Source organism: Streptomyces venetus (genome assembly GCF_039540295.1).
GTDB lineage: Bacteria > Actinomycetota > Actinomycetes > Streptomycetales > Streptomycetaceae > Streptomyces > Streptomyces venetus.
In genome coordinates this window covers 545,996-568,025 of the sequence record NZ_BAABET010000005.1, presented here as the reverse complement: position 1 = coordinate 568,025, position 22,030 = coordinate 545,996, and the positions used below count along the sequence as shown (strand labels likewise).

The following is a 22,030-nucleotide window of genomic DNA, read 5'->3' as shown; positions in this document are numbered from 1 at the left end:
CCACCGATCACCGGACTCGAGTCGTGTGGGCACCGGCGCGCCGCTAGGCTCTGCAACACTTTCCAGAGCCTCGCACTTTGATCCAGGAGCAGCCGGTGCACCCGCAGCCGGTTTCCCCACCTCCCCCGGGGAGGGCCCCCGCGCACGATCCTTACGGGGAGTTCGTGCGGCGGGCGACGACAGACGGCGTGATGTACGACGGCCATCACAACCGGAACTTCGTGTTGCCCCTGACCGAGCCCATGGCCCGGTACGTGGGACGCGAGACGGGCACCCCGGCGATAGTGCGGCTGCGGACCCTCGACGCCCTGCCCGTGGTGATCCGGACCTGGAGGGAACCCGACGTGCTCCGGGCCATCCGCGGCGCGCTGCCCAGGGCACCGGAATGCCTGGCCAGGCGGAACGGTTCAGCGGTCCACAGCTATGTGGAGGGCGTTCCGCTCTCCAGCGTCAGCAAGGACGGCGAACCGGTCGAACGCCCCCTCATCACGTCACTGATGCGGACGGTCGCCCACATGGCACAGGTCCGCAAGGAGACCCTGCCGCCGGTGCCGGGCGTACGGACGGGCGGCGACAAGGACAGCCGCGGCTTCCTGCGCACCCTCGTCCAGCAGGCCGACCGCCAGGTCCGGCAGCCCAACTGGAACGAGTTCGGCGGGCTGTTCGAGGCCCTGGGCGTCCCGGCCGACGCCCTGACCAGACTGGCCGAGCGCATCCCCGCCATGACGCGCCGCCCGTACGGCCTGCTCCACACCGATCTGCACCGCGACAACCTCATCGTCGCCGCGGACGACCGGTCGATCGCCTGCGTCGACTGGGAACTCGCGACCTTCGGCGATCCGCTGCACGAGCTCGCGACCCACCTGGTCCGGATGCGCTATCCCGCGTCCCAGTGGGACGAGGTGCGGCAGGCCTGGGCGGTGGCCATGGAGGAGTCACGGCCCTCGGCGGTCAACGGCCTGACCAAGGACCTGCGGCACTACGTGGCCTTCGAACGGGCCCAGTCCGTGTACCCGGACGTGATGCGTGCCGCCAAGACGCTGGACGACCGGCTCGACGACCGGAGCCTCGCGGAGGCCACCGCCACCGTGCACCGGGCGCTCACCACCGCCGCCGAGCCGCTCGGGCTCGCGCGGGTCCCGGGCGAGACGGAGGTCGAGCGGGTGCTGCTGCGCCGGCAGACCTCCCGGCACCGCCGGCCCACCGCCTTCCGGCCGGTCCCGGCCCTCACCTGGCTCCCCGACAAACGGGTCCCGGAGGACCCCTGCTTCCCGCACCCGGCGGTGCGCGCCGCCCTGGTCGCGGAGGGCACGGCTCCGGCCGGCCGGGTCTTCAAGGGCACCGCGCACCTCAACTCCGTCGTCCGCGTCCCGCACGTCGACTTCCCCGTGGTGGTGCGGCGCAGGATCGCCTCGTTCTGCCGCCTGGAGCCGAGCCACCTCAGCGAGCACGCCGTACTGCGCGCCATCGCGCGCTCCGACGTCGACGTGACGGCCCCCAGGGTGCTCGCGCTGGGCAGGAGCCACGGCGGGGACGACTTCGCCGTCCACACCTACGTCGGACCGCGGCACAGCGACCGGCCCCCCAGCCACCCGGTGAACGGCCTGCTGCCGCACGAGGCGGACGGGCTCGTCTACCAGCTCGGTGAGCTGACCCGGGTCGACCACGCCGGACTCGACCCGCTCGCCGGGTCGTGGGACTTCTACACCTGGCTCAGCCAGCAGCTGGTCGCCCTGGTCCGGGCACTGCCGAAGGAGTCGCAGCAGGTGGCCAAGGCGCTAGGCCTGCCGGACGCCGACCGGCTGAGCGAGATCCTCGCCCGGCACCGCGTCACCCCGCGCAAGCACGCCCTGCTGCACGGGGACCTCAACCCCTGGAACCTCGTCCGCCACTCCAAGCGTGACCGTCTGGCCCTCACCATCATCGACTGGGAGATGGCCATGGTCGGCGACCCGCTGTACGACCTGGTCCGGCACTTCCACCTCACCCCGACCAGGCCGGAGATCCGGGAACGCATGCTCCGGCGATGGGAGGACACACTGCCCGGCGCGTACACCCGGGACTGGCAGCGGGACTGGCGGGTCTACCGCTGGGTCGAGATCGTCCGGTCCGCCTACGTCGACCTCGACCGGCTGGTGACCGGCGCCGGTCTGGACGCCCCGAACGTCCGGCGGGCCGTCGACTCCTACGCCATGACCCTCGCGGCCGCCACCGCGTCCCTCGGTCTGCCGGCCCGGTCCACCGCCAGTCCCTATCTCGCCCGGACCCTGGCATAGGCATAGGCATAGGCATAGGCATAGGCATAGGCACAGGCACAGGCCTGGGCGTGGGGCCGGTCCCGGGCCCGGGCGGGCGCGGCGCGGCACTGCGTAGGCTCGCCGCATGAGCGAGATCGGGCTGCGGGAGCGCAAGAGGCAGCGGATGTACCAGGTCGTGTCGGACATCGCGATCCGGCTCTTCCTGGAGAAGGGGTTCGACGCGGTGTCCGTCGCCGAGGTGGCGGCGGCGGCCGAGATCTCGAAGCCGACGCTGTTCCGGTACTTCCCGGCCAAGGAGGATCTGGTGCTGCACCGGATCGCCGACCACGAGGGGGAGGCCGCGCGGGTGGTGGCCGAGGCGGAGGAGCCCCCGGTCGAGGCGTTGCGGCGGCACTTCCTGGACGGACTCGAACGGTCCGATCCCGTGACCGGGCTCAGCGATCACCCCCAGGTCCTCGCCTTCCACGGCCTTCTCTACGAGACGCCCTCCCTGGTCGCCCGGGCGCACACGCACCAGGAGCGGTCCGAGGCCGCGCTCGCGGAGGTGCTCGGGGGCGATCTGGACGCGCGGCTCGCGGCCGGGCAGATCATGGCCGTGCTGCGGATCCTCGCGATGGAGAACTGGCGGCGGATCGCGGCGGGGGAGCGGGTGGCGGACGTACGGCCGGACGCGGTGGCCGCGGCCGAGCGGGCCTTCGGGTGGCTGGCGGCCGGGCTGCCGCCGAACCTCCAGGGCGGAACTCGGTAATAAATTTAACTCGGTTACATTTTCGTCTATCCTCGGTGGAATGACGTCGACCGAGCCTGCCCTCCAGCACGTACTCGACCGGGAACGCGCCCATCACGAGCGCTGCCGGGACGCCCTCGCCGCGATGGTCGAGGGCGCCGGTGAACAGGTCGTCATCGGGGAAGACGTATCCGCCTCCGGTGCCGATGCCGAGGTCCTCGGACACCGGCTGCGCAGCCGGGCCAAGGAGCTGCGGGAACTGCCCGAGGGGCCGTTGTTCTTCGGGGCCCTGGAGTTCGAGGGGGCCGGTGGGCGGCTGCACATCGGGCGGCTGCGCATCAGCGAGCACCCTGCCGAACCGCCCCTCGTCGTCGACTGGCGCGCTCCCGTCTCACGCGCCTTCTACCAGGCATCCGCGCGTGACCCGCAGGGCGTCGCCGTGCGCCGCCGGTTCGGCTGGGCGCCCGGCAGCCGGGGCGACTCCGGCGACCTCACCGGCCTGGAGGACGAGCACCTGGCGCAGGGCGAGGCCCGGGCCAGTGAGATCGTCGCCCGCGAGATCGAGCGGCCACGTGTCGGGCCCATGCGGGACATCGCCGCGACCATCCAGCCCGAGCAGGACGACCTCGTCCGGGAGGACCTGGCGGTGTCGGTGTGCGTGCAGGGGGCGCCCGGCACCGGCAAGACCGCGGTCGGCCTGCACCGGGCCGCGTATCTGCTCTACACCCACCCCCAGCGCATCCGCCGCGGCGGTCTGCTGATCCTCGGGCCCAACCGCACCTTCCTGTCGTACATCGCCGAGGTCCTGCCGGCCCTCGGCGAGAGCGGGGTACGGCAGTCGACACTCGCCGAGGAGATCGCGCGGCATCCGGTCAGGGGCGTCGACGAGCCCGCGGCAGCCGTCGTCAAACACGACGCCCGGATGGCCGAGGTGCTGCGGCGGGCGCTGTACGCGCGCGTGCGCACCGAGGGGGCCGGCTCGCTCGCCGTGCCGGACGGGTCGTACCGCTGGCGCGTCCCGGATACGGAACTGGCCCGGATCGTCGCGACCGTACGGGAGGAGGAACCCCCGTACGGGGTCGGGCGGGAGCGCGTGCGGGCGCGGATCGTGAGGTGCCTGCGCGAGCAGGTGGAGCGGCGGGCCGGGCCGCCCACGAACGCCTGGGTGCGCCGGGTCGAGCGGGCCCGGCCCGTGTCCGCGTACCTCGACGCCGTCTGGCCCCGGGTGCGGCCCGAGGAGGTCGTGGCCGGACTGCTCGGCGACCACGGGGCCCTGGCGGAGGCGGCCGAGGGGTTGCTGGACGCCGCCGAGCAGGAGGCGCTGCGGTGGCGGAAGCCGCCCCGGTCGTGGAAGTCGGCGCGCTGGTCGGCCGCCGATCTGGTGCTCCTCGACGAGGCCGCCGGGCTGATCGAGCACCCGGAGGGGTACGGGCACGTCGTCGTCGACGAGGCGCAGGACCTGTCACCGATGGAGTGCCGCGCCATCGCCCGCCGGGCCTCCTTCGGTTCACTGACGGTGCTGGGCGACCTGGCCCAGGGGACGACGCCGTGGGCGGCACGGTCCTGGCGGACGGTCCTCGCGCACCTGGGGAAGCCGGACGCGCCCGTGATCGCGCTGACCACCGGCTTCCGCGTGCCGCAGGCGGTCGTCGGGTTCGCCAACCGGCTGCTGGAGCGGCTGGACGTGGACGTGCCGGCGGCCCGTTCGCTGCGCGGCGACGGGGAGTTGCGGATCCGGGAGACCACCGCGGACGGGGTGCCCGCGGCGGTCGTGGCCGCCGTACGGGACGCCCTCGGGCGCGAGGGGTCCGTCGGAGTCGTGGCGGCGGACGCTGACGTCCCCGGGGTGCGGGCCGCACTGGACGCCGCCGGTATCGAGGCGGCGGGCCACGAGGAACTCGGCGCGCGGCTGTCCCTGGTACCGGCGAGCGTGGTCAAGGGGCTCGAGTACGACCATGTCGTGGCCGTCGAGCCGGCGGCGATCGCGGAGGCGGAGGAACGGGGACCGCACCGGCTGTACGTGGTGCTGACGCGGGCGGTGTCGCGGCTCGAGGTGGTGCGGGCTCGGCCGTTGCCGTTCTAGTGCCGCGGCAGGCAACGTTTGCCCGTCAAGGAGCGGCGTCCGGTGCGTGCTCTCGGCGTGCCGGCCGGAAGTCCTCGTACTGGGACGTACTTGGGCTTTCGGCCGGTGCGGCGAGAGTGCGTGCCGGGCGTCGCGACGGGGCGAACGTTGCCTGTCGGGGCACTAGCGACCGGCGTGGGTGGTTAGATCCATGTCATGGCTGACGTCGACGCGTTCACGGACATACCCACGACCACACTGGCCGACCTGCTGGGCCGCGAGCAGGTCATGGACATCGGGATCCGGCCGCTGTGGGGACCGGTGCCGCGGGTGGCCGGACCGGCCTTCACCGTCCGGTGCCCGCCCGGCGACAACCTGATGCTGCACGCCGCGATCCACCGGGCCGACCCCGGCTCGGTCGTCGTCGTGGAGTCGGGGGACCTCGACTACGCGCTGGCCGGCGGCAACGTCTGCGCCGTCGCCCAGCGCCGGGGGGTCGCCGCGTTCGTCGCCGACGGCCTGATCCGCGACCTCGCCGAGGTACGGGAGATGCGTTTCCCGGTGTTCGCCCGCGGGGTCATCCCCATCCCGGGCCGCAAGTCGGCCGTCCGGCCGCTGGGGGAACGGGTGCGCTGCGGCGGGGTCGCGGTCGACGCGGGCGACGTGGTCGTGGCCGACGAGGAGGGCGTCGTGGTGGTGCCCGCCGCCCGCCTGGAGGAGACCCTCACCGCCGCCCGCGCCAAGCTGGCCAAGGAGGCCGGGGAGACCCTGGACGCCTGGGAGTCGGCCCACCGGGCCCGCATCGACAAGATCCTGGCGGACCAGGGGTTCGAGGGCTGACGGTCAGCTCCGTGCCGCGAAGGGGCCGTCCTCGGTGAAGGCCAGTTCGCCGAAGCGTTCGCCGATACGGCGGTGGGTGGCGGCGTCCGGGTGGACGTTGTCGGGGAGCGGGAGTTCGGCCGCGTCGGACGCGCCGTAGAGCTCCAGGCCGTCGAGGTAGTGGAGGTTCGGGTCGTCGGCGGCGCGCTGCCGCACGATGCGGGACAGCTCCTCGCGGATGACGCCGAGCGTGAGCTTGCCGCCGGCCTTCTCCGCCGGGTCGCCCATGGCGGCGAAGACCAGGCGGCCCTTGCCGATCTCGTCGATGTCAGGGGCGGTGGGGCCGGGCGTGTCCTCGTGGATGGCGCAGTGGACGGGGGAGACCAGCAGCAGCGGGGTGTCGGGGTGGCCCTCGCGGATCGTGTCGAGGAAGCCGTGGACGGCCGGGCCGAAGGTGCGCAGCCGCATCGCGTCCTGGTTGACGATGTTGATGCCCATCTTGACGCTGATCAGGTCGGCCGGCGTGTCCCGCATGGCGCGCGCGGTGAACGGGTCGAGCATCGCGCTGCCGCCCAGGCCGAGGTTGATCAGCTCCACACCCCCGCGGGACGCGGCGATCGCGGGCCAGACGGCCGTGGGGCTCGCGGCGTCCGAGCCGTGGCTGATCGAGCTGCCGTGGTGCAGCCACACCCGGCGGCCCCGGTCCGGCGCGGGTGCGACGGGCGCGTCCGTGCGCAGGGCGACCAGCTCGGTGGTCTCGTTGTGCGGCAGCCAGATCTCCACGTCCTTCTCCTCGGCGGGCAGCCCGGTGAAGCGGACGGTGCCCACCGGACCCGGCGTGAGCTCGCCCTCCCAGGTGGCCAGATCGAGGGTGAGGACGTTGCCGCCGTTCCCCGCTGCCTGGCCGGCCGGGCGGCCGTCGACGAGCAGGTCGTACAGACCGTCCGGGCGCGGCGGGAAACCGGCGTAGTCGCGCTTGGTGCGCAGGGTGTCCAGCTCGATGGCGGTCGCCGCGGTACGGAAGACCAGCCGTACGCCGGAGGGCTGGGCCTCGGCCATCGCCAGCTGGGCGTTGGTGTTCTGCGCGCGGGCCCGGGCGGGCAACCGGTGCGGGAGCAGGCCGTGCTCGGTGCGCTCCAGGTCGAGGGCGCCGCGCAGCAGGTCCGCGGTGAGGGGCGTGGTGATCCAGTCGTGCTCGGTGTGCATGGGTGTCAGCCTCGGGGATCGGTAGGGGCCGCGGGCCAGTTCCGCAGCAGCGTGTCGAGGGCGTCGAGGATCCGGGCCCACGTCTCCTCGGTGTCCGGGGCGCTGTGGCTGAAACCGCCGCCCAGCTCCAGGCTGACGTAGCCGTGGAAGACGCTGCCGAGCAGCCGCACCGCGTGGGTCTGGTCGGGTTCCGTCAGGTCGTAGCCGCGCAGCAGCGCCCGGGTCATCTGCGCGTGCCGGACACCGGCGCTCGCGGCGGCGGTCTGCGGGTCGAGGCGCAGTTGGGCGGCGGCGTAGCGGCCGGGGTGTTCCCGGGCGTAGTCGCGGTAGACGTTCGCGAGCGCGGCCAGGGCGTCCTTGCCGGCCCGGCCGGCCAGGGCCTCGGCGGCCCGGTCGGCCATTTCGGTGAGCGCGAGCAGCGCGATGCGGGTCTTGAGGTCCTGGGAGTTCCTGACGTGCGAGTACAGGCTCGCGACCTTGACGTCGAACCGGCGGGCCAGCGCCGAGACGGTGACCTGGTCGAAGCCGACCTCGTCGGCGAGCTCGGCACCCGCCCGGGTCAGTAGTTCCGGGGTCAGTCCTGCGCGCGCCATCATCCGGCTCTCCCTTCCGCCTGCCTGAAGGGATTGTGCATTTGCCTAAGCCCTTTAGGCAAATATCATTTCCTTTAGGTTGGCGAGGCCGCCCGCACCTCCTTGCGGGCCCGCCGTGAGGAGACCCGCAGCCGCCTCCCCCTCTTGGTCGGCCCCCAGGGCTTCAGCACGGAGATCACGGTCATGAAGACGTAGGCGGACAGCGAGACGATCGGCCCCATCAGCACCTCATGGGTCTCGGGCAGCGGCCCGCCCGCGGCGACGGCGGTGACCGCGGAGTGCGTCGCGGGACGCAGGGCGAAGGCTGTGGCGGTGGTCGTGGCGAGGGTCAGCCAGAACTTCGTGTACACCCACCGGTGCCGTGCCAGCCCCCACGGGGTGCCCAGCGAGAGCACGAGGCCGCTGAGGAGCGTGAGGAACGCGACGGGGAGCAGCAGCCAGTCGGCGAAGAGCCGCATGGCCCGCACGGACGCCTCGACGGTGACGGCGGAACCGTCGGCGCCCGCGGTGACCCCGAGGGCGAGCAGCCCGAGCGTGAGCCCGAGCCAGCCGGCGGAGGCGATGACGTGGACGACGAGCAGGGCCCGGCGGGCGGGCCGACTGAGTTTCGGGCTCGGCTTGCGACTTGGGATCGTCTTGGACTTCACGTTGCCAACGGTGCCGGGCGGGGATGCTCCGGGCGTCGTACGGCGGGAGTAACCGGGCCTACTGGTGTCGGCGTACTGGCTTCCGGGGCCCGGCTCCGGGGGCCAGTCAGGGCCGTCGGCCGGCTTCGCGCCATGAGCGGATCGCCGAACTCCTCGACCGGGCCGGGCTGCTCGTCACGGCGCGTACGGTGCAGGTGAGCGCGATCAAATCGATGGCCGACCCGGTCCGTCCACCGATTTGATGGGGGCCGACCTCCGGAACTGCTGGAAGGACACCACCCCGTGCCCGTTTCCCTTGCGGCCTCCGGCCCGGCCGACGCGCTCCTGCACGAGCTGGGCGCGGCGGACCTCGCCCATCCAGGCGGCACCCTCATCACCCACCTCCAGCGCGTCCAAGGGCAACTCGCCGCCTGGGGCGCCCGCCCGGCCCTCCAACTCGCGGGCCTCTGCCACGCGTTCTACGGAACCGACGGCTTCCCCGAGGCCCTGCTGCCCCTGGACCGCCGTAGCGAACTCACGGCGGCGGTCGGCGCCGAGGCCGAAGCGCTGGTGTACCTGTACGCCTCCTGCGATCGCGGGGCCACCTATCCGACGCTCGCCGACCCCGACGGGCCCTTCCGCGACCGGTTCACCGGCCTGAGTCACACCCGGGAGCCGCAGTCACGGCGGGACTTCTCCGAGCTCTCCGCCGCCAACGAACTTGACCTCGCCCGCACCGACCCCGCCTTCCGCGGCCGATGGGGCCCCGACCTCCTCAGCCTCTTCACCCGCATCCGCCCCCTGCTGAGCCGACCTGCCTGGTCGGACTGTCAGGAGGTGCTCGCGGGATGAAGTTGAGCGCGATCACCCTGGACTGCGCCGACCCGCTGGCGCTCGCGGCGTTCTACCAGCAGGCCACCGGGCTCGACCTGCATCCGAAGTCGAACGCCGAGTTCGCCTCGCTGGGCAGCGAGGGCGACATCTCCGTCGGCTTCCAGCGCGTCGACGACTACCGCGCACCGAGCTGGCCCGACCAGGAGGTACCGCAGCAACTGCACTGCTGCTTCAGGGTCACGGACCTGGAGGAGGCCGAGGCACGGCTGGTGGAGCTGGGCGCGGGCAGACCGGAGTACCAGCCGAACGCGGGCAGGTGGCGGGTGCTCACGGACCCGGCGGGGCATCCGTTCTGCATCGTCGGGGGCTGAACGAGGACGCGCGGCCCCTTTCAGGCGTTCGGTTCGCTCTCCTCGGGCGCGTCGCCCACAGGCTGTTCGACGACGAAGGAACCCTTGCCTCGCACAGTGACGATCAGGCCGCGCTCGCGGAGTTCCTGCGCGGCCCGCCGCGCGGTGAGTCGTGCCACGCCGTACTCGTCGGCGAGGTGGTTCTCGGAGGGGATAGGCCTGTCAGGCGCCAGCTCTCCGGACGCGATCTTCCCGGCGATCACGTCGGCCAGCTGCACGTAGAGCGGTCTGGCGCTCATGGGGTCCAGCGAGGTCTTCGGCGCTTCGGTATCGCTCATACGTCCAACGTAGAGCGGTGGCGAGCTGCACGATCGGGTGGATCCCTCTGCACTTGTATGTAGAGGTCTGCACACAGGTGTAGCGTCGAAGACGGAAAACCCCGGCGAGGTGGCTAGACCTCCCGGGGCATGGCCAACGCTGAACAAGGAGCGTCGACATGCACGACCTTATCCCCCGCGCCCTCCAATGGCTGCGCCTTCTCTTCGGCCCGGGTACGGGCAAACGACGTCGGTGCCACCACTGCTCCCCTCGCCTCCACCTCACCCCCGTGCGCCGCCCCTCCGCGTCCCAGCTGCCGCACCTCCCCCGTCACCGTTCCCCGTACGGCCTCCCCACCCCCCTCGACGGCACCGCCTCCGCCCTCGTACGCCCCTACCTCGCCGCCCACAATCACGTAGCCCTGGATCGGCACCTCGTAGACGACCAGAAGGCGGCTGCCTGATGGGACACGCAGACGGCCACGCCCACGGCACGCCCATGCCCCGGCTCCTGCCCTGGCCGTCCCCGGACGGCAACCCCTGCTACCTGGTGACCGACGATGACGGCAGCTACGTCTCCCGACTCGCCGACGAACTGGAAGCCACCCAGCTCGCCACCGGCACCGAGGTGCTCGGCCTCGCCCGCATGGTGCTGGACGACCCGGCCTCGCCGTACACCGAGGTCCGCTACGCCGGTCTCCGTCTCGCCGAGTGCCTGACCGACGCCCTGCGCGTCGCCGAGTCCCGCGGCATGCGGTCTCCTCGGACCCGTCCTTGAACACTGCCTATTTCCTGGAGACCGATCGCGCCTGCCGCACCACCATGATCGTTCTCACCGTCGTGTCCTGCCGTCCCTAGGTCCACATGCGCGCCGCAGGGGATTGGTGTAGTTCTCGAAGGGAGAGAAAGCACCACACTCGGCCCGCCGGCGACGTCCGGACGGCTCGCCCCCGGACTCGTTCACCGTCATGTCCAGCTTCGTACGAGACGGAGGCCGCCGCCATGCAACCAGTCGTCACCGTGGGCCTCGACGGCTCACCAGAGAGCCTCACCGCCGCCCGCTGGGCCGCCGACGAGGCCGAGATGCGCAAGCTCACCCTGCGGCTGCTGCACGCGTGGCCGATGCTGGTACCGGAACCGGCCCGCGGGCCCTCCGAAGTCGACCAGAACTACTGGGCGAAGCGTCTGGTCCACACCGCGCAGTCGGAGCTTCAGACACGCCATCCGGGCCTGACGGTCGTGGGCAGCCTGGTCGCCGAGGACGCCCGGGAGGCCCTGCTGCGGACGGCATCGGATTCCGAGATGCTCGTGCTCGGCTCCCGGAGGATGGAGACCCTCTCGAGCTACTTCCTGGGCGACGTCAGCCTCCCGGTCGTGGCGCGCGCCGACCGGCCCGTCGTCGTGGTCCGCACGGCCCCGGGAAAGGAGCACCCGCCTCCGGCAACCGCGAGTCGCGTGGTCGTGGCGGTGGAACCGCGCGGGTCAAGCGACGAGTTGCTCGATTTCGCCTTCCACACCGCCGCCGCGCGGAGCGTTCCCCTGCTGGCCGTCCTCGGCCGCAGCGTTCCGCTCCACGCGCGCACCCCCTGGGGTGTCGACCACGACGCCACCGAGGAGATGACGAGGAACGGCCAGAAGGAACTGGGCAAGGCGCTCCGCCCTTGGCAGGAGAAGTACCCGGGGGTGGACGTGTCCGAGAGTGTCCGTCTCACGAGCCCCGCCAAGGCCGTCGTGGAGGCCACCTTGGACGCCGGGCTGCTGGTCGTCGGCCGGCGCGTGCACCGGCACCCGCACACGGGGCCGCTGCTGAGCCACGTCGCCCACGCCGCCCTCCACCACGGACGCTGCCCCGTGGCTGTCGTCCCCCATGCCTGAGTCCGAATCACCGCCCCTCACAACCCGCCGCACCGCCCCGCCACCCTCGGGGAATGCCGACTTCGCCGACCTCCGCAACGCGGACGTCCCCCGTTCCCCGACCGGACGCCGCGGCGCTCAGATCATGACCATGATCGTTCTCACCGGTGTCCTGTCCCAGTTAAGTGTGGGTAGTGCGAGGCCCTGACCTGGGGTACTTCGTTTTGTTTGGGACGTGCTGGCCGGGACCGTCCCGCCTACGTGTGGGCAGTCCATAGAGGGGACGTCCCTGCTAGGACGGCGGCCGGGGTGTCGAGAATGCGCCGGGCGTACGCCTCCGGGGGCTCTCCCGTCCGCTTGGTGAGCGCCTGGACGATGTCCTTCGTCCGCCGGGTCAGCGCGGCCTCACGCAGCCACTCCTCGGCCAGGGCGTCGTCCTCGACCGCGTCGTGCAGCCAGGCGGCGGCGATCTGCTCGTCGTCGCCGCCGCGGGCACGGACCCCTTCGGCGACGGCCCGGAGGTGCTCGGCGTAGGGCCGTCCGGCCTTGTCGGTCTGGTGTGCGTGCGCCTCGCGGGCGAGGGCTTCCACTTCGGGGAGGGACAGCGGGGTTGTGGTCATGGCCTCAGTGTCCCCCGGAGGCTCATCGACCCCAAGTCCCTCATCAAGCGAACCAAATCGCTCAAGAAATGGACTACGGAAACGATGCGAGGCATTTCTCGAAAATTCCCGAGTCCGCCAGACAACGCGGGATACCCTGGTCTGCGCACGCGTTGGGGCGCGACTGCGGTCGCGGTACAGGGGGCCGGAAATTGACGCAGCAGAACACGGAGCGAACTCATTCCCTCTGGTGGAGTGCAGTCATTTCCTTGATCGTGCTCATTGTGATCGGCGCTCTCGCCTTCGCCGGGTGCGCTGGAGGCGGTGCGGACCAGGGGGCTGGAAGTCCGGGCACCAAGAACGCATTACCGCGCAGCGCCGGGCCGGGCGATGGGTCCCCCGGATCGGGCGGGTCGAAGGGTTCTCCGGGGTCCGGCGATTCGGACAGGTCTGATCGGGGCGGCGGGACGCAGGGAAGTGGCGGGAGCCCCGACTCCTCGGTGTCCGGCGGCGGTTGGACGGGAGATCCGGGCTCGGATGGAGGGGTGTGGACAACCGGAGCTTCGGAGTCGGCGGCATCTCCCAGGACTCCTGTGTCCGGGTCACCAGGAGCGTCCACGGGATCCGGAAACCGCGGTGACGGCGGCGGAGGAAACAGGGACGGGGACGGGGACGGGGAAGTACCGAGCGAGAAGTTCTCCTGGCTTCGCATCGGCCCGAAATCCCCCGAGTTCGATGCGCTCCAGCCCGACCACGTCTACGACCTGATCCAGCGACACAATTGCGACCGTGCCCAGCGGCAGTATGACGTGAAGGGTTCCGAACGCCGGGCGGAAGCCCCTGCCACGTGGAATCTCCTCAAAGGGCTCATCGGTATCTGTTTTGCCGTGCAGGGAAATGAGGGCGGGTGGAAAACCGCCATCGAGTCCTACCGTGAGGTCAGGGGTATCACCACCGGGGACTGCAAGTACCAGGCCGGGTACGACCTGCTGAAGCAGGTCGGGTCCTTCCTCCTGGAACATCCCGACGGGAAGGTCGAGTTCGGCGAGGCGCCCACAGGACCGGGCGCGGCTGCGTGTCCGTACCGGGTCACCGACCTGTACTTCCCCATCGGGAACGTCGACGAGGCGGCCCCCGGGGACATCGTCGAGGTCCACGGAACCTGGCCGAGCGAGGTCCGTCATGTTTTCCTCGACGGAAAGAAACAGGATGTCCGCCCCTTGTCCGAGGGCGATGAGGACAAGGCGTGCTGCCACAAGGGCATCACCCTGTTCGAGGTCCCACAGAACCTGCAGCCCGGCACCGAGGTGAAGAAGATCACGCTCGCCGGGGACGGGTTCGAACTCACCGCGCCCCGCGGGTTCACGGTGAAGGCCCCCTGATGGCCGTCGCCTCCCGAAGGAGGACCCGGCTGCGCGCCCTCGCCCAGCAGATGGTCCGCCCCCGTCGCCCGCTGCAGGGCGACGGGGGCCCTCCCCAACCCTCCCCGGCCGCCCACATGCCAGACTCCCCTGCAGCCAGCCCAGCAGCCGCCCCGAACCGTGCGCCGGACACATCGTCCCCCGAGCCCGAGCCCCAGTCCGGTGCAGGACCCGAGAGCACCCTGCCGCCCGGCTGGCTGGAACTCCTCGGTGCGGCGGGTTCGCTGCTGTCGCTGCTCACAGCGGTCCTGTTCTACTTCGGGTGGGCGAGCACAGATGCCGAGACCCGGGCTCTCGGGCTGCGTGACACCGTGTTACGGCTGTCGACCATCGACTACCTGCTGCGCAGTGTGGACGCGCTGTTCCTGCCGGCCGCGCTGGTGGCGGCCGCCGCGCTGGCCGGTACAGGGCTGCACCGCTGGGTGACGCAGGACCCGGGCCGCGCCGAAGCGGTGACCCGGACCCTACGGTTCGCCTGGCTGCCACCCGTGGCCCTGATGGTGCTGCTGCCGCGCTTCCCCCTGTTGGAGTTGCTCGTCCCGCTGGCGCTGATTCCCGGCTTTCTGCTGACCACCTACGCGCGTACTCTGTCGCGCGCAGGCGAGCCGTCCTCGGCGGCAGACCGCCGCAGAAAGTTGCGCCTGTGGGCGCTTACCGTCCTGATCAGCGTGCTGGCGCTGTTCTGGGCGATCTCCGCGTACGCGGGAATGGTAGGCCGCAGCCGGGCGGAGACGGCCGCGCGATCGGTCGACACGGCGTTTCCCTCAGTGGTCGTCTTCAGTGAGAAGGACCTGCTGATCCGCGGTGATGGCACCTGCTTCAACCGTATCGAGGACAAGGACAGCGCCTACGGCTTCCGTCACGCAGGGCTGCGGCTCTTCCACGTGTCGGGGGACCGGGTGTTCCTGGTGGGGTCGGACTGGACGCCCGGCCGTGGCACTCTCTGGGTGATCGAGAAGGACGACAGCCTGCGGGTGGAGTTCGCCGACGTCAAGGGGAGGCCCGCCAAGGAGTGCTGAGCTTGGCATTTGTCGGGGATGCGGCTTGCCGCCGGTAGTGACTGGTGCGTGATCGTGCCTGGTGGCGGCGGCGCCAGTCGGACCAAGCAAGCCGGTGGGCCGCGCCGCGGACGGGTCGGACGACGAGCGCGATGAACAGGCGGCAGATCTCGTTGCAGGTCAGCGGGATCAGGTCGTCCGGCGTGGGTCGGCGTGCGTGTTCGTCGGCGCGGGCGACGGCGAGGAAGGCGTGGGCGAGCATGGCGAGGGTGACCCAGCGGGCCCAGGAGGGGTACGGCGGACCTGGTGTTCATCCAGTCCGGCCAGTCCCTTCTCGCTTTGGAAGGTCTCTTCCACTCGCCATCTGGAACCTGCGACCTTGACCAGGGTGGCCAGGGGTGCCGGCGTGGTGGAGTGACAGCGGTAGTAGGCGAGTTCGCCGGTGGTGCGGTTGCGGCGGATCAGCAGCTGGTGGTGTCCTGGCGGCTCTTCGGCGAGGTCGATGACGGCCCAGTCGTAGAACCGCTGCCCCTTCGCGCCGGTCCCGCTTCGGCACCTTCTTCTCCAGGGCATCAGCGCGGAACTTGCCTGTGGCGGTGGGAACTTCGGCCGAGCAGGCCACCGCGAGGACGTAGCCGATGCCGCGTCCTTCCAAGGCGGTCCGCAGTTTCGGGTTGCCGCCGTAGACCTCGTCATCGTGCGCCGCCGGCAGCGGGGCAGCAGCTCGATGTACTCGTCCGGGCTGAGGGCGACCGGGACATGTCCGGCCGCCGCGACCAGGACGGCGTACTTCTCGTTCGGAGTCAGCGCCTTGCCGGGCATCAGCGGGTCCCTCAGCCCGTCGTGCGGCCGGTTCTGCCAGTGGATGATCCACTCCTGCAACAACCCCTGGAGCTGATGGATCGTCCAGACCGCCTCCGCGGCCGGATCGCCGCCGCGGTGTTCGGTGCTGCGTCCCTTGTGGCCGGGCAGGTGCTGGACGAACATCGAGGCCACCGAGCCCAGCGTCCGCTCGACATGCGGTTTGTCCGTCGGGGTGTCGGGGTGGGCAGGCTGGAAGGAGATGCCCAGCGACTGGCAGGCCGAGCGGAACGTGTCGGAGATGTAGGCCTTGCCCCGGCCAGACGATCGTCTCCGGCGTGATCACTGGAACGGCCGCCGCATGGTGCACCGAGCGGGACATCCGCAAAGCGTCCGCCCAGCCCGGCCGCATCGGCTCCGGCGTCATCGCCCGGGCCAGCAGCAGCGCGGCGTCCACAGCCTTCGTCGACGGCCGCAGCACCGCCGATGACCGGGACGCAGCCCCGCATGCCTACAGAAGAGCGGGACTGCCTACACATCGCGGAGGCAGGACATAGGTCAAGCACGCCCCTCAGCCGTCCGGGTGGTGTGGCGCACTATTGCAAGCAGGTGCTTGCAATAGTTAGCGCGATGTTGCACTGTGGAGGCATGGCAACCCTCAACGTCGGCAATCTCGGTGACTACCTGCGCGAGCAGCGGCGCAACGCGCAGCTGTCGCTGCGGCAGCTCGCCGACGCCGCCGGGGTGTCCAATCCGTACCTGAGCCAGATCGAGCGCGGGCTGCGCAAGCCGAGCGCGGAGGTGTTGCAGCAGGTCGCCAAGGCCCTGCGGATCTCCGCCGAGACGTTGTACGTCCGGGCCGGCATCCTCGACGCCGAGCGGGACCGGGACGAGGTCGAGACGCGTGCCGTGATACTCGCGGACCCGACGCTGAACGAGCGGCAGAAGCAGGTGCTGCTCCAGATCTACGAGTCCTTCCGCAAGGAGAACGGGTTCGGGACGGGAGACGGGGAGGCCGACGCTTCGGAGAGCGCCACCGGCAGTGCGACCGGCGGCGCCGCCGGGGCCGAGATACCGCCGACCCTCGCGGCCGACGGCGTACCGTCACCGGCCCGTCGTCCCCGCAGCACCAACGGCGGTACGTCCGCCACCCGCCGCACCCGCAAGGGCAGCGGCATCAGTGACACCGACCCGCAGCAGACGGCCGGCTGAGCCGGACCAGGGCACCGGCCGCCCGCCGCGGATCACACCACCCTCAGCCGAACTCTCAAGCGAACAGAATCCGGGAGGACCATCACCATGGCCATCACCGACGACCTGCGCAAGACCCTCAGCGACCCGACCCCGCTCTACTTCGCCGCAGGTACCGCCGACCTCGCCCTCCAGCAGGCCAAGAAGGTCCCGGCCCTGGTGGAGCAGCTGCGCAACGAGGCCCCGGCGCGGTTCGAGGCCGTGCGCAACACCGACACCAAGGCCGTCCAGGAGAAGGCGTCCGCCCGGGCGAAGGAGGCCTCCGCCCGCGTCCGCGAGACGCAGGAGACGCTCCAGAACAAGGTCACCGGGTTCCTCGGCTCCCTCGACACCGACATCAAGAAGCTCGGCAGCAACCTCGACGCGGACCTGAAGAAGTTCGGCGAGAGCGCCCAGGACTTCGCGCTGCGCGGGGTCGGCGTGGCCGCCGAGTACGCCGTCAAGGCGCGCGAGACCTACGAGAAGGTCGCCGAGCACGGCGAGCAGGCCGTGCGCACCTGGCGCGGCGAGGCCGCCGAGAGCATCGAGGACGTCGCCGAGGGCGTCGAGGAGCTGGCCGTGGCCGTCGAGCCGAAGGCCCAGCCGAAGTCCCAGCCGGTCGAGGTCAAGACCGAGCCGGCGAAGCCCGCCGGTGCCTCCGCCGCCGCGGCGAAGCCGACGCCCGCCAAGCCGGCCCCCGCCAAGAAGGCCCCGGCGGCGCGCAAGCCCACCAACGACAAGACCACGGCCCCCAGCGGCAAGACCACCGCGACCAACGGCAAGACCACCGCCAAGAAGACCACCCCGCCGGCCAAGTAGGACGGCGGAAGGCGGAGAGCGACATCGGGCCGGGCACCCTGGGGGTGCCCGGCCCGTTGTACGGGTACGGTGACCGCGTAGGACGAGCCGAGTCAGGTGGTGGACGTTGTGCTGATGCAGGGCTTCGCAGGGTTGATGTGGCTTCTGAGCATGGCCCTGATCGTTTTCAGTGGCTTCGCGTTGATCGACGCCGCTGTGCGCCGGGAGGACGCCTACCGCGCGGCCGACAAGAAGACCAAACCGTTCTGGCTGATCGTCCTCGGGATCGCCTTCGTGGTGAACCTGCTCTTCCCGATCCTGTCGTTCCTGCCGATCATCGGTCTCATCGCGACGATCGTGTACATGGTCGACGTACGCCCCGCCATCCGCGCGCTCCCGGGCGGTGGCCGCAGCCACCGCGGCTCCAGCAGCGACGGTCCGTACGGGCCCTGGAACGGCGGCCGGTGACCACCCCCTCCCGGCAGGCCCGGGGGAGTTAGGGCACCCGGTCCAGCAGCAGCACCGCCACGTCGTCCGTCAGCTCGCCACCGTTGAGGTCGCGCACCTCGTTCACCGCCGCCCGCAGCAGTGCCTCGCCCCGCAGTCCCTCGGCGAACTGGCGGCGGATCATCTCCGTCATGCCGTCCTGGCCGAGCCGTTCCCGGCCCTGGCCGATACGGCCCTCGATCAGTCCGTCCGTGTAGAGCATCAGGCTCCACTCGGCGCCCAGCTCCACCTGCATCCGCGGCCAGCGCGCGCCCGGCAGCAGCCCGAGGGCCGGGCCGTTGTTGTCGTACGGCAGCAGACGGGCCGGTTTGCCCGGGCGGGCCAGCAGCGGCGACGGGTGCCCGGCCAGGCACAGGCCCGCGCGGCGGCCGTCCGGCGCGATGTCCACCGTGCACAGGGTCGCGAAGATCTCGTCGTCGGCCCGCTCGTGCTCCAGCACCTGCTGGAGCGTGTTCAGCAGCTCGTCGCCGCACAGGCCCGCCAGCGTCAGCGCGCGCCACGCGATCCGCAGCTCAACACCGAGCGCGGCCTCGTCCGGGCCGTGACCGCAGACGTCACCGATCATGGCGTGCACGGTGCCGTCCGGCGTGCGCACGACGTCGTAGAAGTCGCCACCGAGCAGGGCGCGCGAGCGGCCCGGACGGTAGCGGGCGGCGAACCGGAGCGGGGAGCCGTCCAGCAGGGGCGTCGGCAGCAGACCGCGCTCCAGTCGACGGTTCTCCTGGGCCCGCAGCCGGCCCTCGGCGAGCCGGCGCTCGGCCGACTCGGAGCGCTTGCGCTCTACGGCGTAGCGGATCGCACGGCTCAGCAGCCGGCCGTCCAGCTCGTCGCGGAAGAGGTAGTCCTGGGCACCCACGCGCACCGCCTCCGCGCCGCGCTCGGCGTCGCCCGAGGCGGTCAGCGCGAGGACGGCGTGCCGGGGCGCGAGCTCCAGCACGTGCCTGAGCACGGCGAGCTCGTCGTCGGTGTCGCCACGGCCCGGCGCCGACAGCGCGAGGTCCAGCAGGATGCAGTGGACGTCGTCGGTCAGCAGCCGCCCGGCCTCGGTCAGATTGCGGGCCGTGCGGACGCGGATCGGCTTGCCTGCCTGGTCCAGCATGTCCGGCACGATCGGCGAACCGGCCGGGTCGTCCTCGATCAGCAGCAGCGTCAGGTTGGTGTGGGTGGTGTTGCTCTCCACCTTCTCCGTGGTGCTCCCGGCGGTGTCCGGCGTGCGCGGGGCAGCTGCCGAGACGTCCGTCGCGGAGTCCTCGGCCGGGCCGCCGCACGGCGACGCGGCCTGCGCCTGACCACTCTCCACGGCCGGGATCGCTCTCTGCCGCGGTATGGGTACGGGCATCGTCTTGGGTTCCTTCCCTCCCCCCGAGGGCACGGTGGGGCGAGGGACCTCGACCCACCGACGGGGACCATAGCGGGTGTCGGCGCCGCATTGGAATGGTGTGAGCCACGCCGCTGCGCCACCGGCCAGCGTCATATGCCGCGATATGTGCAGCAGTTGGACAGGGCGCGGATGTCGCGGGGATGACGAACGTCACGCCCGCGCATGGTCGGGCCCCGGGCGCGGCGTGGGGCGGGTCACGTGTTCCAGGTCACCGGCCGGTTCGCCGCTCCCGGGCTCGTCGCGACACGTTGTCCGATATCCGGTGCCTGCTCGGCCTGGTGTGCGCGCGGCCCGGTGCCTGCTCGGCCGGTGTGCCCGCGCGGCCCGGTGTCCGCTCGGCTGCGCGGGCTCGGCCGGTGCGGGAACATCCGGTGCGGGATCAACCGGCGCCGATCAACCGGTTCGCGGGCGCGGGCTCAGTCGGCGTCGGCGTCGGCGTCGGTACCGGTGTCCGGCCGTACCACCCCGAGTATGGGCATCGACCCGGCCCCAGCGATCGTCACCGTACGCCCTGGTCGCGGGGCGTGCACGATCGCCCCGTCGCCGACGTACATCGCGACATGGCTGGCGTCGTCGAAGTAGATGATGAGGTCGCCGGGCCGCATGTCCCGGACGTCGATGTGCCGCAGCTGCTTCCACTGCTCCTGCGAGGTGCGCGGGATGCCGCGGCCCGCGGAGATCCAGGCCTGTGAGGTCAGCCCGGAGCAGTCGTACGTCCTCGGGCCCTCGGCGCCCCACTGGTACGGCTTGCCGATCTGGGCCGTGGCGTACGCGACGGCCTTCTTGCCCTGCTCGGACGCCTTGCCGCTGATGTCCTTGAGGATGCCGGAGCCGAGCCAGGCGGTCTGTGCCTTGTCGGCGGCCTCCTTCTCCAGCTCGACGAGGCGCTGCTGCTCCTCCTTCTGAAGCGCGGACTCGAGCTTCTCGGCCTGCGCGATCTGCTTCTCGATCTTCTTCTGCGCGGCGGCCTTGGCCTTGCGGCCCGACTCCAGCTTCTTCCACTGCGCGGAGGCGTCCTTCGCGTACTGCTCCAAGTCCTCCTGCGTCCGGGCCAGTTCGCCGAGCAGTCCCTTGGTCGCGTGCTGGCCCTGGCGGACCCGGCCCACCCCTTCGAGGAACTCCTGCGGGTCGTCGCTCAGCATCAGATGGGCCTCGGGCGGCAGTCCGCCGCCGCGGTACTGGGAAGCGGCAGCGGCACCCGCCCGTTCCTTCAACTCGTCCAGCCGCTCCTGGCCCTTGACGATCTTCTTGGCCAGTTCGACGACCTCGGCGGACTGCTTGTCGGCCTTCTCCTCGGCGGCGTTGTACTCGTCGGTGGCGCGGGCCGCCGCGCGGTAGAGCGTGTCGAGCTTCTGGCGTACGGCCTCGAGATCCTTGCTGGGGGCGAGCGGCGGGTTCGCGCTCGGCGTCGGTGTGGGGCTCGGGTTCGCGAACGCCGCGCCCGGTGCCGCCAGCACGGTGATCGCGCAGACCACCGTCACGGCCGTGGCGATCAGACCCCGCTTGCCCCTGCGCATACTCCAGCCCCCAACTTATTAACCGTCAGTAACATCCGGTCGTCCGGGGATGCTGCCACGTCGGCCCGCAAAACGACAGGGGTAGTGCTTCCCGCCGTTCCCTCCCTGGTATGCCTCCGGCATGACGATCTCCCCGCCTGTGTGACGAACAACTCAAAGAGATCGTTCCCGGCGGCCCGTGTCGACCGGCCACGCCGGGGAGGTCAGCCGGTCGGCCGGTGAGCCGGTCAGCCCCGTGGCGCCAACGCCGTCCACCGCACCGTCACTTCGCCCTGCCGCCACCGCACCGGCCCGTCCACCACCGGCCAGTCCGCCGTCAGGTCCCGCACCGCACGGATCCAGCGCTGACGGGCACCGTAGGAGGCGTAGGGCGCGGCGGCGGCCCAGGCGCGGTCGAAGTCGCGGAGGAACGCGTGCACCGGTTCGCCCGGGACGTTGCGGTGGATGAGCGCCTTGGGCAGGCGTTCGGCCAGGTCCGAGGGGCGTTCCAGGGAGCCGAGCCGGGTCGCGAAGGTGACCGTGCGCGGACCCTCCGGGCCGAGCGCGACCCAGACGTGCCGGCGTCCGATCTCGTCGCAGGTGCCCTCGACCAGCAGCCCGCCGCGCGTACCGGTCGCCGGATCGGCCGGCGCGAGCCGGGCGCACAACCGCTCCCACACGGCAGCGACCTCGCCCTCCTCGTACTGCCGCAGCACGTTCGCCGCGCGGACGAGCACGGGGCGCTGCGGGATCGGGATCTCGAACCCGCCGTGCCGGAAGACGAGCCCCGCCCGCTCGTACGGCAGCGCCGCCGCGACCCGGGCCGGCTCGATCTCGACGCCCACCACGCGCGCGTGGGGCGCGACCGTACGGAGGCGGTGCAGCAGCTCGACGGCCGTCCAGGGGGCGGCGCCGTATCCGAGGTCGACGGTCACCGGGTCGGCGGCGCGGCGCAGCTCCGCGCCGTGGGTGGCCGCGATCCAGCGGTCCATACGGCGCAGCCGGTTGGGGTTGGTCGTCCCGCGCGTCACCGTTCCCACGACGGGGGCCCCCGCGCCCGGGCGGAGCCGGGAGTGGGGGCGGGTCGCTGCGCGGGATGCCATGCGTACGAGGGTAAGCGGCGCCCAGGCCCCGGCCCCGCCCCCGTACGTCC

At 71.6% G+C, this 22,030-nt stretch carries 21 protein-coding genes and 2 pseudogenes; 14 read left to right on the top strand and 9 right to left on the bottom strand.

Annotated elements, in window-relative coordinates; translation table 11 throughout:
- Positions 1 to 191: 191 nt before the first annotated feature.
- The 4 genes from ABEA82_RS19710 (at position 192) to ABEA82_RS19695 (ending at position 5,887) form a co-directional block, all read left to right on the top strand.
- Positions 192 to 2,276, top strand: a complete 2,085-nt coding sequence (locus tag ABEA82_RS19710) for a phosphotransferase (protein WP_345662854.1) — start codon at positions 192 to 194, stop codon at positions 2,274 to 2,276.
- 106 nt (positions 2,277 to 2,382) lie between these two features.
- Positions 2,383 to 3,006 (top strand): TetR family transcriptional regulator, encoded by a 624-nt coding sequence (locus tag ABEA82_RS19705; protein ID WP_345662853.1) that lies wholly within the window; start codon positions 2,383 to 2,385, stop codon positions 3,004 to 3,006.
- Positions 3,007 to 3,046: 40 nt separating this feature from the next.
- The gene (locus ABEA82_RS19700; RefSeq protein ID WP_345662852.1) at positions 3,047 to 5,068 is read left to right on the top strand and encodes a HelD family protein; all 2,022 of its coding nucleotides are present in this window, start codon (positions 3,047 to 3,049) and stop codon (positions 5,066 to 5,068) included.
- A 195-nt stretch (positions 5,069 to 5,263) separates the two neighbouring features.
- Positions 5,264 to 5,887, top strand: a complete 624-nt coding sequence (locus tag ABEA82_RS19695; protein ID WP_345662851.1) for an RraA family protein — start codon at positions 5,264 to 5,266, stop codon at positions 5,885 to 5,887.
- Between the two features lie 3 nt (positions 5,888 to 5,890).
- On the opposite strand, the gene ABEA82_RS19690 is transcribed toward ABEA82_RS19695, so the two are convergent.
- The 3 genes from ABEA82_RS19690 to ABEA82_RS19680 all read right to left on the bottom strand — a co-directional run bounded on the left by ABEA82_RS19690 (position 5,891) and on the right by ABEA82_RS19680 (position 8,312).
- Positions 5,891 to 7,072 (bottom strand): GDSL-type esterase/lipase family protein, encoded by a 1,182-nt coding sequence (locus tag ABEA82_RS19690; protein ID WP_345662850.1) that lies wholly within the window; start codon positions 7,070 to 7,072, stop codon positions 5,891 to 5,893.
- 5 nt (positions 7,073 to 7,077) lie between these two features.
- Entirely contained in the window at positions 7,078 to 7,665 is a 588-nt protein-coding gene (locus tag ABEA82_RS19685) for a TetR/AcrR family transcriptional regulator (RefSeq protein ID WP_345662944.1), read from the bottom strand.
- Positions 7,666 to 7,739: 74 nt separating this feature from the next.
- Positions 7,740 to 8,312, bottom strand: a complete 573-nt coding sequence (locus ABEA82_RS19680) for a DUF2269 family protein (protein WP_345662849.1) — start codon at positions 8,310 to 8,312, stop codon at positions 7,740 to 7,742.
- 282 nt (positions 8,313 to 8,594) lie between these two features.
- On the opposite strand from ABEA82_RS19680, the gene ABEA82_RS19675 reads away from it, so the two are divergent.
- The gene (locus ABEA82_RS19675) at positions 8,595 to 9,143 is read left to right on the top strand and encodes a DUF6817 domain-containing protein (protein ID WP_345662848.1); all 549 of its coding nucleotides are present in this window, start codon (positions 8,595 to 8,597) and stop codon (positions 9,141 to 9,143) included.
- Complete coding sequence (locus ABEA82_RS19670; protein WP_345662847.1) at positions 9,140 to 9,496, top strand: VOC family protein; 357 nt, start codon at positions 9,140 to 9,142, stop codon at positions 9,494 to 9,496. The genes ABEA82_RS19675 and ABEA82_RS19670 overlap by 4 nt, the downstream gene beginning before the upstream one ends.
- Positions 9,497 to 9,516: 20 nt before the next feature.
- Here the strand turns inward: ABEA82_RS19670 and ABEA82_RS19665 are convergent, their stop codons facing one another.
- Positions 9,517 to 9,813: a GntR family transcriptional regulator gene (locus tag ABEA82_RS19665; protein WP_345662846.1), complete on the bottom strand. Its 297-nt coding sequence runs from the start codon at positions 9,811 to 9,813 to the stop codon at positions 9,517 to 9,519.
- 158 nt (positions 9,814 to 9,971) lie between these two features.
- Between ABEA82_RS19665 and ABEA82_RS19660 the strand changes: the two genes are divergently transcribed.
- From ABEA82_RS19660 to ABEA82_RS19650, 3 genes are all read left to right on the top strand, one after another.
- On the top strand, positions 9,972 to 10,256 hold the full coding sequence (locus ABEA82_RS19660; RefSeq protein ID WP_345662845.1) for a hypothetical protein: 285 nt from the start codon (positions 9,972 to 9,974) through the stop codon (positions 10,254 to 10,256).
- Positions 10,256 to 10,570, top strand: coding sequence for a hypothetical protein (locus ABEA82_RS19655; RefSeq protein WP_345662844.1), 315 nt, complete (start codon positions 10,256 to 10,258; stop codon positions 10,568 to 10,570). Before ABEA82_RS19660 ends, ABEA82_RS19655 begins: the two co-directional genes overlap by 1 nt.
- Positions 10,571 to 10,794: 224 nt before the next feature.
- Complete coding sequence (locus ABEA82_RS19650) at positions 10,795 to 11,667, top strand: universal stress protein (RefSeq protein ID WP_345662843.1); 873 nt, start codon at positions 10,795 to 10,797, stop codon at positions 11,665 to 11,667.
- A gap of 254 nt (positions 11,668 to 11,921) precedes the next feature.
- Here ABEA82_RS19650 and ABEA82_RS19645 read toward each other — a convergent pair.
- Positions 11,922 to 12,266: pseudogene (locus tag ABEA82_RS19645) on the bottom strand (HD domain-containing protein); the annotation flags it as partial.
- A gap of 524 nt (positions 12,267 to 12,790) precedes the next feature.
- Between ABEA82_RS19645 and ABEA82_RS19640 the strand changes: the two are divergent.
- Entirely contained in the window at positions 12,791 to 13,627 is an 837-nt protein-coding gene (locus tag ABEA82_RS19640; protein ID WP_345662842.1) for a hypothetical protein, read from the top strand.
- Between the two features lie 116 nt (positions 13,628 to 13,743).
- The gene (locus tag ABEA82_RS19635) at positions 13,744 to 14,685 is read left to right on the top strand and encodes a hypothetical protein (protein WP_345662841.1); all 942 of its coding nucleotides are present in this window, start codon (positions 13,744 to 13,746) and stop codon (positions 14,683 to 14,685) included.
- On the opposite strand, the pseudogene ABEA82_RS19630 reads toward ABEA82_RS19635, so the two are convergent.
- A pseudogene (locus ABEA82_RS19630) lies at positions 14,657 to 15,388 on the bottom strand (transposase family protein); the annotation flags it as partial. The gene ABEA82_RS19635 and the pseudogene ABEA82_RS19630 overlap by 29 nt on opposite strands.
- A gap of 725 nt (positions 15,389 to 16,113) precedes the next feature.
- On the opposite strand from ABEA82_RS19630, the gene ABEA82_RS19620 reads away from it, so the two are divergent.
- From ABEA82_RS19620 to ABEA82_RS19610, 3 genes are all read left to right on the top strand, one after another.
- Entirely contained in the window at positions 16,114 to 16,677 is a 564-nt protein-coding gene (locus ABEA82_RS19620) for a helix-turn-helix domain-containing protein (RefSeq protein WP_345662840.1), read from the top strand.
- Between the two features lie 87 nt (positions 16,678 to 16,764).
- Positions 16,765 to 17,514, top strand: coding sequence for a hypothetical protein (locus ABEA82_RS19615; RefSeq protein ID WP_345662839.1), 750 nt, complete (start codon positions 16,765 to 16,767; stop codon positions 17,512 to 17,514).
- 114 nt (positions 17,515 to 17,628) lie between these two features.
- Entirely contained in the window at positions 17,629 to 17,961 is a 333-nt protein-coding gene (locus ABEA82_RS19610; protein ID WP_078507033.1) for a DUF2516 family protein, read from the top strand.
- A gap of 28 nt (positions 17,962 to 17,989) precedes the next feature.
- On the opposite strand, the gene ABEA82_RS19605 is transcribed toward ABEA82_RS19610, so the two are convergent.
- From ABEA82_RS19605 to ABEA82_RS19595, 3 genes are all read right to left on the bottom strand, one after another.
- The gene (locus tag ABEA82_RS19605; protein WP_345662838.1) at positions 17,990 to 19,339 is read right to left on the bottom strand and encodes a PP2C family protein-serine/threonine phosphatase; all 1,350 of its coding nucleotides are present in this window, start codon (positions 19,337 to 19,339) and stop codon (positions 17,990 to 17,992) included.
- 458 nt (positions 19,340 to 19,797) lie between these two features.
- Entirely contained in the window at positions 19,798 to 20,898 is a 1,101-nt protein-coding gene (locus ABEA82_RS19600) for a C40 family peptidase (RefSeq protein WP_345662837.1), read from the bottom strand.
- Positions 20,899 to 21,125: 227 nt separating this feature from the next.
- Positions 21,126 to 21,980 (bottom strand): class I SAM-dependent methyltransferase, encoded by an 855-nt coding sequence (locus tag ABEA82_RS19595; protein ID WP_425588537.1) that lies wholly within the window; start codon positions 21,978 to 21,980, stop codon positions 21,126 to 21,128.
- Between the last annotated feature and the right edge of the window lie 50 nt (positions 21,981 to 22,030).